At 74.3% G+C, this 13200-nt stretch carries 13 protein-coding genes; 9 read left to right on the top strand and 4 right to left on the bottom strand.

Going from position 1 to position 13200, the window contains the following annotated elements; all coding sequences use genetic code 11:
- The first annotated feature begins 21 nt into the window (after nucleotides 1–21).
- From ID804_RS04995 to ID804_RS04965, 7 genes are all read left to right on the top strand, one after another.
- Entirely contained in the window at nucleotides 22–1890 is a 1869-nt protein-coding gene (locus tag ID804_RS04995; RefSeq protein WP_169077896.1) for a phosphoenolpyruvate carboxykinase (GTP), read from the top strand.
- A 101-nt stretch (nucleotides 1891–1991) separates the two neighbouring features.
- The gene (locus ID804_RS04990) at nucleotides 1992–3098 is read left to right on the top strand and encodes a heparan-alpha-glucosaminide N-acetyltransferase domain-containing protein (RefSeq protein WP_169077895.1); all 1107 of its coding nucleotides are present in this window, start codon (nucleotides 1992–1994) and stop codon (nucleotides 3096–3098) included.
- 4 nt (nucleotides 3099–3102) lie between these two features.
- Complete coding sequence (locus tag ID804_RS04985; RefSeq protein ID WP_169077894.1) at nucleotides 3103–3906, top strand: arginase family protein; 804 nt, start codon at nucleotides 3103–3105, stop codon at nucleotides 3904–3906.
- A 57-nt stretch (nucleotides 3907–3963) separates the two neighbouring features.
- On the top strand, nucleotides 3964–4782 hold the full coding sequence (locus ID804_RS04980; RefSeq protein WP_169077893.1) for a crotonase/enoyl-CoA hydratase family protein: 819 nt from the start codon (nucleotides 3964–3966) through the stop codon (nucleotides 4780–4782).
- A 21-nt stretch (nucleotides 4783–4803) separates the two neighbouring features.
- On the top strand, nucleotides 4804–6282 hold the full coding sequence (locus tag ID804_RS04975) for a dihydrolipoyl dehydrogenase family protein (RefSeq protein WP_169077892.1): 1479 nt from the start codon (nucleotides 4804–4806) through the stop codon (nucleotides 6280–6282).
- A gap of 55 nt (nucleotides 6283–6337) precedes the next feature.
- Nucleotides 6338–6799: a hypothetical protein gene (locus tag ID804_RS04970; protein ID WP_223158985.1), complete on the top strand. Its 462-nt coding sequence runs from the start codon at nucleotides 6338–6340 to the stop codon at nucleotides 6797–6799.
- Complete coding sequence (locus ID804_RS04965; RefSeq protein ID WP_188219164.1) at nucleotides 6799–7635, top strand: SDR family NAD(P)-dependent oxidoreductase; 837 nt, start codon at nucleotides 6799–6801, stop codon at nucleotides 7633–7635. Before ID804_RS04970 ends, ID804_RS04965 begins: the two co-directional genes overlap by 1 nt.
- Nucleotides 7636–7642: 7 nt before the next feature.
- On the opposite strand, the gene ID804_RS04960 is transcribed toward ID804_RS04965, so the two are convergent.
- Nucleotides 7643–9073 (bottom strand): amidase, encoded by a 1431-nt coding sequence (locus ID804_RS04960; RefSeq protein ID WP_169077891.1) that lies wholly within the window; start codon nucleotides 9071–9073, stop codon nucleotides 7643–7645.
- Between the two features lie 142 nt (nucleotides 9074–9215).
- Between ID804_RS04960 and ID804_RS04955 the strand changes: the two genes are divergently transcribed.
- Nucleotides 9216–9839, top strand: coding sequence for a hypothetical protein (locus tag ID804_RS04955; protein ID WP_169077890.1), 624 nt, complete (start codon nucleotides 9216–9218; stop codon nucleotides 9837–9839).
- An 18-nt stretch (nucleotides 9840–9857) separates the two neighbouring features.
- On the opposite strand, the gene ID804_RS04950 is transcribed toward ID804_RS04955, so the two are convergent.
- The 3 genes from ID804_RS04950 to ID804_RS04940 are packed head-to-tail and all read right to left on the bottom strand — an operon-like array spanning nucleotide 9858 to nucleotide 11929.
- The gene (locus tag ID804_RS04950; protein WP_169077889.1) at nucleotides 9858–10442 is read right to left on the bottom strand and encodes a GNAT family N-acetyltransferase; all 585 of its coding nucleotides are present in this window, start codon (nucleotides 10440–10442) and stop codon (nucleotides 9858–9860) included.
- 9 nt (nucleotides 10443–10451) lie between these two features.
- Nucleotides 10452–11126: a uracil-DNA glycosylase gene (locus tag ID804_RS04945; RefSeq protein ID WP_169077888.1), complete on the bottom strand. Its 675-nt coding sequence runs from the start codon at nucleotides 11124–11126 to the stop codon at nucleotides 10452–10454.
- A gap of 5 nt (nucleotides 11127–11131) precedes the next feature.
- A complete protein-coding gene (locus tag ID804_RS04940; protein ID WP_169077887.1) occupies nucleotides 11132–11929 on the bottom strand; it encodes an SDR family oxidoreductase in 798 nt (265 codons plus the stop codon).
- Nucleotides 11930–11976: 47 nt separating this feature from the next.
- Here ID804_RS04940 and ID804_RS04935 point away from each other — a divergent pair, with 47 nt between their 5' ends.
- Nucleotides 11977–13119, top strand: coding sequence for an acyltransferase family protein (locus ID804_RS04935; protein WP_317451178.1), 1143 nt, complete (start codon nucleotides 11977–11979; stop codon nucleotides 13117–13119).
- The last annotated feature ends 81 nt before the right edge of the window (nucleotides 13120–13200 follow it).

Genomic DNA, 13200 nt, shown 5'->3' with positions numbered 1-13200 from the left:
CCGAGAACTGGAGATCCGATCATGACGCTGCTCGACCACCCGCGCACCGCACGGACGACCGACCGCACCCCCGCGGCCGCGCCTCTCGCCGCTGGCGCCCCCGCTGGCACGCCTTCCGACGTGGCCGCCTGGGTCGCCGAGGTCGCCGAGCTCACCGAGCCGGCGGCGATCCACTGGTGCGACGGCTCGACGCGCGAGCGTCACGACCTGCTGCAGCTGCTTGTCGCGCAGGGCACCATCGAGCAGCTGAACCCCGAGCTGCGCCCCTACTCGTTCATCGCGCGCTCCGACGAGGGCGACGTCGCCCGCCTCGAGTCGCGCACCTTTATCTGCTCCGAGCACGAGATCGACGCCGGCCCCACCAACAACTGGCGCGAGCCGAGCGCGATGCGCGCTGAGCTGCAGGGTGTCTTCCGGGGCTCGATGCGCGGGCGCACGATGTACGTCATGCCCTTCTCGATGGGCCCGATCGGCTCGCCGATGGCGAAGCTCGGCGTGCAGGTCACCGACTCGCCCTACGTCGTGGTGAGCACCGGCACGATGACCCGCATGGGCACCGCCGCCATCGAGCAGATCGCGCTCGGCGCGGACTGGGTGCCTGCGGTGCACAGCGTCGGCGCGCCGCTCGCCGCCGGCCAGCAGGACGTGCCGTGGCCCTGCAACGACACGAAGTACATCGTGCACTTCCCCGAGACGCGCGAGATCTTCTCCTACGGCTCCGCATACGGTGGCAACGCCATCCTCGCCAAGAAGGCCTTCGCCCTGCGCATCGCCTCCGTGCAGGCGCGCGACGAGGGCTGGCTCGCCGAGCACATGCTGCTCATCAAGGTCACCTCGCCCACGGGCAAGGCGTACCACCTCGCGGCCGCCTTCCCGAGCGCGTGCGGCAAGACGAACCTCGCCATGATGGCGCCGAGCATCCCGGGCTGGACGGTCGAGACGATCGGCGACGACATCGCCTGGCTGCGCATCGGCGCCGACGGACGCCTGCGCGCGATCAACCCGGAGGCCGGCTTCTTCGGCGTGGCGCCGGGCACGAGCCCGAAGACGAACCCGACGGCGATCGACACGCTGTGGGGCAACACCGTCTTCACGAACGTCGCCGTGACCGACGACGGCGACGTGTGGTGGGAGGGCCTGACCTCGACCCCGCCGGCGAAGCTCACTGACTGGCGCGGCAACCCCTGGAGCCCCGAATCGGGCACCCCCGCCGCGCACCCGAACTCCCGTTTCACCGTGTCCGCCCGCCAGTGCCCGTCGATCGCGAGCACGTGGGAGGACCCGGAGGGCGTCGTCATCGACGCCATCATCTTCGGCGGCCGCCGAGCGACGAACGTGCCCTTGGTGGTAGAGGCGCGCGATTGGGATCATGGCGTTTTCCTGGGCGCCACGATCGCATCGGAGCAGACGGCGGCCGCCGAAGGCACCGTGGGCGAGCTGCGCCGCGACCCCTTCGCGATGCTGCCCTTCGCCGGCTACAACATGGGCGACTACTTCGCCCACTGGCTCGAGTTCGGCCGCCGCCTGCGCCGCTCGGCGCGCGTGCCGCGCGTGTTCCAGGTGAACTGGTTCCGCAAGGGCGCCGACGGCTCCTTCCTGTGGCCCGGCTTCGGCGACAACGCGCGAGTGCTGCAGTGGATGGTCGAGCGGCTCGAGGGCGAGGCCTGCGCGCAGGAGTCACCGCTCGGCTCGATCCCCACCGCCGACGGTCTGAACCTCGAGGGCCTCGACCTCGACGAGGCCCGCGTCGAAGAGCTCTTCGCGCAGGACCGCGAGGCGCTGCTGGCGGAGGCCGACGACATCGAGCAGTTCTTCGCCACCTTCGGCGACCGCATGCCCGCCGAGCTCGTGCGCCAGCTCGAGCTGCTGCGCGGCCGCCTGCGCGCCTGAGCGGCCGAGAGGACCTGCGCCACGACGGGGGCGGGCAGCGCGAGGAGCGCTCCCGCCCCCGTCGTGTGGCCACCAGCGGCCGCGGCTAGACTCGCGGCCCGATGACGACGCCCGCGCCCCCGCCGCCGAACTCCCGCTGGGCAGGTGTGGATGCCGCGCGCGGTCTCGCGATCGTCGGCATGATCGCCGCCCACACGATCCCCCGACCCGGCGGCCTCGGCGCCGAGGAATACCTCGTCGACGGCCGCCCCTCCCTGCTGTTCGCGCTCGTCGCGGGCGTCTCGCTGGGCCTGGTGACGGGCGCGGATGCTCCGCCTCGCGGTCGTCGGCGCTCCGAGCTGCGCCTGCGCATCGTGATCCGCGCGCTGGCCCTCCTGGCCGCAGGCGCGCTGCTGTGGCTGCTGCCGCACGGCATCGCGATCATCCTCGACTACTACGGCGTCATGTTCCTGCTGCTCGTGCCGCTGCTCTTCCTCGGCCGGGCGTGGCTCGCCGGCGTCGGCGTGGCCGTGCTTGCGGCGGCACCGGCGCTCCGCGACGCCGTCGTGCGCGCCGGCGCTCCGCAGACCGAGCCCCTCGCGACGGCGACCGACTACCTGCTCACCGGCTGGTACCCCGCGCTGCTCTGGGTGCCGGTGCTCGTAGCCGGGCTGCTCGCGGCCCGCTCGGGGCTCCAGCGCCCGCGCGTGCGCGCCGCCCTCGTCGCGGGCGGCGCGACGGCGAGCGTCGCCGGCTACGGCGCCGCCGCGCTCATCGACGGCCTCGCGCCTGCGACGCGCGAGTCGCTCGGGCTCGGCGAGGGAGCCGCGGCCGCGCACTCGGGCACGGTCGCCGAGCTTCTCGGCTCGGGCGGGCTCGCCGCGGCCGTGCTGGGGCTGCTGCTCGTGGTGCTCGACCCCGTCGACCGGGCGGGCGCTCCGCGGTCGGCCGTTCGCGCCGTCGCGCTCGGCCTCGAGCCGCTGCGCGCCCTCGGCCGCGTGGCGCTCACCGTGTACGTCGGGCACGCGCTCGTGCTCGCGGCGCTCTCGCCGCTGGGCGGCGCGGGCCGGTTCGAGGGGATGCTCGGCTGGGGCATCCTCGTCGTGCTCGTCGTCGCGGGGGTCGCGGTCGGTCTCGCCTGCGAGGCGCTCGGGCGGCGCGGCCCGCTCGAGGCGGCGCTCACAGCGCTCTCGACCCTCCCCGAGCGTCGCGGTCGAGTGCCAGACTGACGCCATGAGCGCGCACTTCGTCGTCGTCCCCCAGTGGCAGGGCTCCGGGGCGGAGCGCGCGATGCGCCTCGTCGACGGGGCGGAGGCGATCCGCGGCGACCTGCCGTCGAGCGCGACGACGACGATCGAGGTGCCGCTCGAGGCGGGCGACGCCGAGGGCACGGGCATCCACCGCTTCAGCTCGCTGCGCATCGTGCGCGAGCGCCAGACCGCGGCCCTCGCAGCCCTGGAGGGCCCGGCGATCACGATCGGCGGCGACTGCGGGGTCGAGCTCGCCGCCGTCGAGCACGCGGCGCGCGTCGGCCGCCTGGTGCTGCTGTGGGCGGATGCTCACGCCGACCTCAACACACCCACGAGCTCGCCCTCCGGCGCCTTCCACGGCATCGTGCTGCGGTCGATCATCGACGCCGGGCTCGTCGCCCCCGCCGACGTGCTGCTCGTCGGCGCCCGCGACCTCGACCCGGCCGAGGAGCACGCCGTCGAGCAGCTCGGCATCGCCCTGGTCGGGCTCGACGAGGTCGGCGCGGCCGTCGCCGAGCGCGCGGCCTCCGGCGCGGAGGCGCTGTACGCCCACGTCGACCTCGACGTGCTCGACCCGAGCGAGTTCGCGGGCGTCGGATTCCCGACGCCGTTCGGCGCGACCGCAGCCGAGCTCGTGGCCGCGATCGGCGCCGCCCGCGCGGCGCTGCCGCTCGCCGGTGCCGGCGTCACCGAGTTCGCCCCGGCGAGCGTCGAGGCGGCGAGCGACGACCTGCCGAGCATCCTGCGCGTGATCTCGGCGCTCGCGCGGCCCGAGTCGCGCGCCTGAGCCTCAGCGCGAGCATCCGCCGACGCGACGTCGGGGCGCGTGGCTAGAGTGGCGCTCATGTCCGACTCCCCCACCCCCGACGACGGCGCCGGGGCGCCCCGCCGCGTGACCGTCGAGCGCGACGGCCACCTCCTGCTCATCGGGCTCGATCGCCCCGAGAAGCGCAATGCCGCCGACCTCGCCATGCTGCAGCAGCTCGCCCTCGCCTACGGAGAGCTCGATCGCGACCCCGAGGTGCGCGTCGGCGTGGTCTTCGCGCACGGCGACCACTTCACGGGCGGCCTCGACCTCGGCGACATCGCGCCCCGAGTCGGGCCCGAGGGGCTCGCCATGGTGCCCGAGGGCGGTCTGGACCCGTGGGGCGTGCAGGGGCCGCGCGTGCGCAAGCCCGTCGTGCTCGCCGTGCAGGGCACGTGCCTGACGCTCGGCATCGAGCTGGCCCTCGCGAGCGACGTCGTCGTCGCCGCGAGCGACACCTCGTTCGCGCAGCTGGAGGTGGCGCGGGCGATCCTGCCGTTCGGCGGGGCGACGCTGCGGTTCCCCGCCGTCGCCGGCTGGAGCAGCGCCATGCGGTGGATGCTCACCGGCGACCGCTTCGACGCCGTCGAGGCCGCGCGCCTGGGCATCGTGACCGAGATCGTCGAGCCCGGCGAGCAGCTCGCGCGCGCCGTCGAGCTCGCCCACCGCATCTCGGTGCAGGCGCCGCTCGCCGTGCAGGCGACGCTCGAGAACGCTCGCCTCGCCGTCGCGCAGGGGCCCGATGCGGCGGCCGCCCGCCTGCAGGGCGAGCTCGTGCGCCTCATGCGCACTGAGGATGCCCGCATCGGCATGGAGGCCTTCCTGCGTCGCGAGACCCCCCGCTTCACCGGTCGCTGACCGCTCGAGGAAGGCACGGCCATGACGCCCGCTCCGCGCAGCCTCACCACCTCGGCCGAGACGAGCCGCCCGCTCGCCGACGCCTACGACCTCATCGTCATCGGAGCCGGTGCCGTGGGCGAGAACGTCGCCGACCGGGCCGTGCAGGGCGGGCTCACCGCGCTCGTCGTCGAGCGCGAGCTCGTCGGCGGCGAGTGCTCGTACTGGGCGTGCATGCCCTCGAAGGCGCTCGTGCGGTCCGCGGCCGCGCTGCGTGCCGCGCGCGGCGTCGCGGGCGCTCGCGAGGCGGTCACGGGCGAGCTCGACGTCGCCGCGGTGCTGCGGCGGCGCGACGCCTTCACGAGCCACTGGGACGACGCCGGGCAGGTGCGGTGGCTGGAGGGCGCGGGCATCGACCTGCTGCGGGGCGCGGGCCGCCTCGAAGGCGCGAAGCGGGTCGTGGTGAGCCTGCCGGGCGGCGAGGAGCGGGTCGTGATCGCGCGGCACGCCGTCGCGATCTGCACGGGCTCTGATCCGGTCGTGCCGAGCATCCCGGGCTTGGAGGAGAGCGCGCCGTGGACGCCGCGCGAGGCGACCAGTGCGCCGCGGGTGCCGCAGCGCCTCGCGATCATCGGCGGCGGGGTGGTCGGCTGCGAGCTCGCCACCGCGTACGCGGCCCTCGGGTCGACGGTGACGCTGCTGAGCCGGTCGGGGCTGCTGTCGGGGCTCGAGCCCTTCGCGGGCGAGGAGGTCGCCCGGCGACTGCGCGAGGAGGGGGCCGACGTGCGCACGAGCACGACGCCCGAGCGGGTCGACCGCCGCGACGACGGCAGCGTGGCGCTGCTGCTGCCGGGCGGCGAGAGCGTCGTCGCCGACGAGGTGCTCGTCGCGACCGGGCGCCGTCCGCGCACGGACGATCTCGGGCTCGAGTCGGTCGGGCTCGAGGCCGGCAGCTGGCTCGAGGTCGACGACTCGCAGCGTGTGCGCGGCCACGACTGGCTGTACGCCGTCGGCGACGTCAACCACCGCGCGCTGCTCACCCACCAGGGCAAGTACCAGGCGCGCGTCGCCGGGGACGTCATCGCCGCACTCGCCACGGGCGCGCTCGTGGACGAGGCGCGCTGGGGCGCCCACGCGGCCACCGCCGACCACGACGCGGTGCCGCAGGTCGCGTTCACCTCGCCCGAGGTCGCGAGCGTCGGGCTCACGGCAGCCGAGGCGACCGAGCGCGGCGTCGCGGTGCGCGTGGCCGACTACGACCTCGGTCGCGTCGCGGGTGCGAGCCTGCACGCCGACGACTACCGGGGTCGGGCACGCCTCGTCATCGACGACGCGCGCGACGTCGTGATCGGCTTCACCGTCGTCGGCGACGACGTCGCCGAGCTGCTGCACGCGGCGACCGTCGCGATCGTCGGCGAGGTGCCCGTCGCGCGATTGCAGCACGCCGTTCCCGCCTACCCCACGATGAGCGAGCTCTGGCTGCGACTGCTCGAGACCGACCGCGCCGCTCGACGCGGCTGACGTCGCTCGGGAGACCGGTCGCCCCGAGACCGATCGCACCTGCTAGGAATAGGGCATGACGGCCGGGACACCCCACCGCGCTCGTCGGGCTCGCGGCCGTGCCGCGACCGCCGGCATGGTCCTCGGCCGCGCCCTCCACGCGCTCGCTCCGCGCGATCGGATGCGACGACTCGCTCTGCACCCGCTGGTCGCGCGCCCCGGATACGCCCTCGCGACCGCGGTGGGCCTCCTCTGGGGCGGCTTGCTCAGCGGCTTCCGACTGCAGCGCCGAGGGGGCGTGATCGTCGCGGCCCCGCTCCCCCGCTGGGCCTTCGGGCGCGGCGGCACGACGATCGGCGCCGTCTACCTCACGCGCGACGCCGTCAGCGACCGCGTGCTGGCGCACGAGGCCGTGCATCGCGCGCAGTGGCGCCGCTACGGGCTCGCCCTCGTGCCGCTCTACGTCGCCTCGGGGCTCGACCCGCTGCGCAACCGCTTCGAGATCGAGGCGGGCCTCGAGGCGGGCGGGTACCGCTGATGCGCACCGTCGTGATCACCGGCGCGAGCTCCGGCATCGGCGCCGCCGCGGCCGTCGAGCTCGCGCGCCGCGAATGGCAGGTCGCGATCGTGGGCCGCGACGCCGAGCGCACCGCCGCCGTCGCGGCGCGCGCGGGCGGCATCCCCTTCACGGCCGATTTCGACCGCCTCGACGAGGTGCGCGCGCTCGGCGACGAGCTGCTGTCGCGGTTCCCGCGCATCGACGTGCTCGTGAGCAACGCCGGCGGACTCGTGAGCCGCCGAGCACTCACGGTCGACGGCAACGAGACGACGCTGCAGCGCAACCTGCTCGCACCCGCCCTGCTCACCGAGCTGCTGCTGCCCCGCCTGCGGGCCGGCCGGGCGGGCGCCGACACGGGCCGGGTCGTGCTCACCTCGAGCGTGCTCAACCGCCTCGGCGGGCTGCGGCTCGACGACCTCGACTGGCAGCACCGTGCGTACGGGGCGGGGTGGCGCGCGTACGGGGCGAGCAAGCTCGCGACGATCCTCTACGCGCGCTCGCTCGCCGCGCGCACGGGCGTGCAGGCCTTCCCGTTCCACCCCGGGTACGTGCGCAGCGGTTTCGGCGCGGAGTCACGCAGCGCCCGGCTCGTGCAGCTGCTGACCGGCGCGCTGCAGATCTCACCCGAGGCGGGCGCGGCCCCGCTCGTGCACCTCGTCGACACCCCCGAGCTCGGTGTGCCCGTCGGCACCTACTTCGACGGCCTCGACCCGCTCGGGGCGACGCACCCGAGCGCGAGCGACGCGCGCCTGGCCGACGAGCTGTGGCGCGCTGTCGCAGCCCGCATCGACGCGTCGACGACCGCCGCCCGCTGACCGAGCGTCACCACTGCGGCGGGTGCAGGCGTTCGCGGCGCCGGCGCTCCCACTGCGCGCCGAGCGCCAGCAGGGTCGCCTCGCCGCCGGGGCGGCCGATGAGCTGGATGCCCAGCGGCACGCCCGGCGCGCTCGAGTCGTGCGGCGCGAGGCCGACGGGCAGCGTGAGCGCGGGCAGTCCGCTGACGTTGACGAAGCTCGTGAACGGGGTGACCTGCACCTGCTGCAGGAAATTGCGCTCGGCATCCGTCGCGTCGTACCAGCCGATCGGCGGCGGCGTCATCGCGAGGGCGGGCGTCACGACGACGTCGACGCTCGCGAAGCGGCGGATCACGCGCCGCTCGAAGCCCGTGAGCCACGCGAGGGATTCGGCGAGGCGCTCCGCGCCGAGGGCGCGGCCGCGCTCGACGAGCCAGGCGGTAAGCGGTTCGAGCAGCGCCAGCTCGTCGGGCGTGCGGGCGGGGATGCCGGCGGCGCCGGCCATCCAGATCGTGCGGAAGTGCTCGCCGTAGTGCGGCTCCGGGTCGAGGGCGATGTCGTCGATGCCGTGTCCGAGGGCCGCGAAGATCTCGATGGCCCCGTACAGCGCGGCGCGGGCCTCCGGTGCGATGACGATCTCGGCCCAGTCGTCCCACGGCGAGGTCGTCATGACGCCGAGCTGGTAGCGGCCCTCCCCGCGCACCGCAGCAGCGAGGAACGGGCCGTCGTGGGCCGACGGGGCGCGCGTGGCGAACTCCCACGGCGCGGCGGTCGCGAGCGCGTCGAGCACGAGCGCGGCGTCGGCGACCGTGCGAGCGATCGGGCCGGGCACGACGAGGCCCGCGAGCCGGTCGAGCCCGCTGCCGGCGGGCAGCCGACCGCGAGACGGCTTGAGCCCGACGAGTCCGCAGGCCGCCGCCGGGATGCGGATGCTGCCGCCCCCATCGCTGCCCACGGCGACCGGCAGCAGCCCGGCGGCGACCGCCGCCGCCGCGCCGCCGCTCGAGCCCCCCGCGCCGCGATCGAGGTCGTAGGGGTTGCGCGCCGGCGGCGCGACGAGCGATTCGGTGTAAGAGGCGAGCCCGAACTCCGGGGCGGCGGTGGCGCCGACGCTCACGACGCCGGCCGCGTCGAGCTGCTCGACGAGCTCGTGGCTCTCGGCCGGCACGTGCTCGGCGAACAGCCTCGACCCGAACGTCGTGCGCTGCCCGGCCCGAGCGGTGAGCTCCTTGTCGGCCGTGACGATGCCGCGCAGGGGGGCCGTCGGCGCGACCGAGCGCTCGACCTCGCGGGCGCGCTCGCGAGCACGCTCGGCCTCGACGACCGTGAGCGCCCCGAGCGACGGGTTCAGGCGCTCGATGCGGGCGAGGTAGTGCTCGAGGAGCTCGCTCGGGCTGACGCGGCCCGCGTGCACCCATTCCCACTGCTCGAGGGCCGTCAGATGGTGGAGTTCGAACACGCCGGCGAGCCTAGCGAGCCCGCATCCATATCGATTCGACAACGAACCCGCGCGCGCGCCGTCACGGAGCCGCCTCGCGCGAAGGACGGTCGACACGGCGCGATAGATTCGCGCCGTCGACCCTTCGTGCACCAGGAGAGCCATGACTTCGACCCGCCTGCTCGCGAGCGCCGCAGCCCTCGTGCTCACCCTCGGTCTCGCCGCCTGCTCGAGCGAGTCGACGGAGGAGCCGACCGTCGTCGAGACGCCCGATGCGACGAGCTCGCCCGAGCCGACGGAGACCACTGAGCCGGAGCCGGTCGCCGAGACCTTCACGATGCCGGCCGACTGCACCGCCGTGCTGCCGGCGGCCCGCGTCGACGCCCTCGCCGCGCAGGGCATCACGCTCACGGGCGGCCCGGGCGCCGAGTTCGAGGAGTACCTGCCCGAGCCCACGCGCGAGGAGGCCGCGGGCGGCATCAGCTGCTTCTTCGAGGATGCGGCGCGCCCGAACGTCTCGACCCTCACCGTGAGCGTCGCCCCGATCTCGACCGCCAACCGCGCCCAGATCGTCACCGACCTGACCGCGCAGGGCCTCAACGAGGGCGTGACCGCCAATGACGACGCCACGTTCTGGGTGCTCGGCGACGAGCAGGGGCCGGGTGCCGTGCACAACGTCATCACCGACGACGCGTGGGTCTCGGTCGTGAACCTGTACGGCGGGGAGGTCTTCTACGAGGAGACCGTGCTCATCGCCGACGAGGTGCTCGACAACGTCTACAACTGAGCCGCGCTGCGCTGAGCCTCAGCGCTTCTTGAGCGACTTCTGCAGCATGACGATGCCGAGCCACCGGCCGAACTTGAAGCCGACGCGCGCCATCTCGCCCGTCTTCACGAAGCCGTACTGCTCGTGCAGGGCGATCGAGGCCTCAGCGCCGCGGTCGGCGATGACCGCGATGACCTCCTTGACGCCCGCGTCACGCGCGGCGTCGAGCAGGCGGCCGAGCAGCGCGCGACCGAGCCCTTTGCCCGTGGAGGCGGGGCCGAGGTAGATCGAGTTCTCGACCGTGTACCGGTAGGCCGCCTTCTCCTTCCACGGGTAGACGTAGGCGAAGCCGAGGATCACGCCCGTCGGCGACTCGGCGACGAGGAACGGGTAGCCGAGCTGGCGCACCTTGGCGTACTTCGTCTTCAGTGCCCGAAGGGTCCACGGCTGCTCGTCGAAGGTGACGGTCGAGTTGGCGACGTAGTGGTTGTAGATCTCGCGCACCCAGGGCAGGTCGGCCTCGGTCGCCTCGCGGATCGCGAACGAGAAGGGCGCCTCCGGTTCGGGCTGCTTGCGCAGGTGCTTCGGCAGCACGCGTCGCGGTTGGTACTCCTCCTCCAGCACCCGGCCAGTCTAGGCGGGCAGCGACCAGTCGACCCCTGCGTCGCCCTGCGCGCGCAGCAGGGCGTTCGCGCGCGAGAAGGGGCGCGAGCCGAAGAATCCCGCGCGCGCCGACAGGGGGCTGGGATGCGCGCTCGCGACGACGGGCACGTCGCCGAGCAGGGGCGCGGCCTGCTGCGCATCGCGGCCCCACAGCACCGCCACGAGCGGGCCGCCCCGCCGCGCGAGCGCGCGCACCGCGCATCCCGTGATCTCCTCCCAGCCCCGCCCGCGATGCGAGCCCGGCGCACCGGGCCGCACCGTGAGCACGCGGTTGAGCAGCAGCACGCCCTGCGCCTGCCACGCCGAGAGGTCGCCGTGCTCGGGCGTCGACAGCCCGAGGTCGTCGCGCAGCTCGCGGTGGATGTTCGCCAGGCTGCGCGGCAGCGGGCGCACGTGGCGCTCGACGGCGAAGCTCAGGCCGATGGGGTGTCCGGGCGTCGGGTACGGATCCTGCCCGAGCACGAGCACCCGCACGTCGGCGAGCGGCGTCGCGAAGGCGCGCAGCACGAGCCCCTCCTCGGGCAGGAACGGCGCGCCGGCGTCGGCCTCGGCCCGCAGCTCGGCGAGCAGCCCGAGCGCGCGGTCGGCGACCGGCTCGAGCGCCAGCGCCCAGTCGGGCGCGACGAGGCCGTCGAGCGCCGGCACCCCGCTCAGCTCTCGCGCACGCGCAGCGGCTCGCGCACGAGCTTGTGCTGCGCGGCCTGCGCGACGGGGCGCATCGTGACCTCGTCGAGGTTGACATGGCTCGGCAGCTCGATCGCGTGCACGATCGCCTCGGCGACGTCGTCCGCGACGAGCGGATGCTCGACTCCCGCGTAGAGAGCCTCGACCTTCGCGGCCTCGCCGCCGAAGCGCTTGAGCGCGAACTCGTCGGTCTTCACCATGCCGGGCGCGATCTGGACGACGCGCAGCGGCTCGCCCGCGAGCTCGAGCCGCAGCGCCCCGAGCAGGCCACGCAGAGCGAACTTCGCGGCGTTGTAGCCCCCGCCGCCCTCGTACGAGACCTGCCCGGCGGTGGAGGTGACGGCGACGATGTCGCCCGAGCCGCGCTCCGCAGCGCCCTGCCGCAGCGCGGGCAGCAGCGCCTTGATCGACCGCTGCGCCGTGAGCACGTTGAGCTCGAACATCGCCAGCAGGTCGTCGGCGGAGGCGGTCGCGACCGGGTCGGTGCCGATGGCGCCGCCCGCGTTCGCGACGAGGGCGTGCAGGGGGCCGGTGGCGCGCACCTGCTCGGCCAGGGCATCCACGTCGGCCTGCTGGGTGAGGTCGGCGACCACGATCGCGCAGCCGGTCTCCGCGGCGAGCGCCGCGAGCCGATCGGCGCGGCGCGCGACGGCGGTCACGTGCCAGCCGCGGGCGGCGAGGCGCCGGGCGGTCGCGGCTCCGATGCCCGAGCTCGCCCCGGTGACGACGGCGCGGAGGGTCGAGGGCTGCGCGGCGGCGGTCATGGGGCAACGCTACTCCGGCGCGCGGGGCCCTGGCCTACCCTGGGCGGGTGAGTGCGACGTCGAGCCCCGCCCCGGGCATCCCCCGCCCCGGTCAGGCCGGCCAGAAGGAGCGCGTGCCGTTCTGGGACAACGCCCGGTTCGTCTGCATCGCCTTCGTCGTCGCCGGGCACGCCATCCAGCGCCTCACCTACGACAGTGACAACGCGCTCATCGCCTACCTGTTCATCTACGCCTTCCACATGCCGGCGTTCGCGATCATCAGCGGCTACTTCTCGAAGGCGGGGCCACCCTCAGCCCGGCAGATGCAGCGGGTGATCACCGACATCCTGCTGCCGTACGTGATCATGGAGACGATCTGGACGGTGCTGCAGTTCATCGTCGAGGGGTCGCTCACGCTCAACCCGACGCAGCCGTCGTGGACGCTGTGGTTCCTGCTCGCGCTCGGCATCTTCCGGCTCGTGCTGCCGTACCTGGCGCTGCTGCGCTGGCCGCTGCTGTGGGCGATCGTGTTCTCGGTCGGCGTCGGCTACCTCTCGAATGTCGACTCGACCTTCTCGCTCTCGCGCGCGATCGGCATCATGCCCTTCTTCGTGCTCGGCTGGAAGCTCAAGGAGTGGGGTCTCGTCGACCGCTGGCGCCTGGTCGAGCAGCAGACCGCGCTCGTGCGGCTCGGCGCGGTCGCGGTGCTCGCGATCTGGGGCGCGGTGCTCGTGGCCTTCATCGACGTGTGGCGCGCGATGGACCTGCGCTTCTGGTTCTTCTACGACGACTCCTACGAGGGCCTCGGCGAGGATCAGTGGTGGGCGGGGGCCGTGCGTCTGCTGCTCATCGCGCTCGCGATGCTGCTGACGGCCGCCGTGTTCGTGCTCGTGCCGCGCCACGAGACGTGGATGACCGCCTTCGGTCAGTCGACGATGTACGTGTACCTGCTGCACTCGTTCGTGCTCTACCCGATCCGCGAGTCGGGCGTCATCGGCGGCGAGAACTCGTCGCTGACCTGGCTGCTCGGGCTGCTCATCGGCAGCGTCGCGATCACGGTGCTGCTGGCGAGCCCCTGGGTGCGCCGACTGACGAGGCCGCTCATCGAGCCGAAGCCCGCGTGGCTGTTCCGCCCCGCGGAGGAGACGAAGACGGGGCCGCTGCGCATCGGCCCCTCGCGCACCGATCCGACCGGCTCGCGCCGCGGCTGACGCGCGCGGGGGATCCCCCGCCCGTTACGGCGTGTGTCGGCGACCTGGTCGGCGGATGCCCGGCGCGCGTACCGTGGGCGT

Source organism: Microcella alkalica, assembly GCF_014595885.1.
Taxonomy (GTDB): domain Bacteria; phylum Actinomycetota; class Actinomycetes; order Actinomycetales; family Microbacteriaceae; genus Microcella; species Microcella alkaliphila_B.
This window is presented reverse-complemented; position numbering and strand designations above follow the sequence as displayed.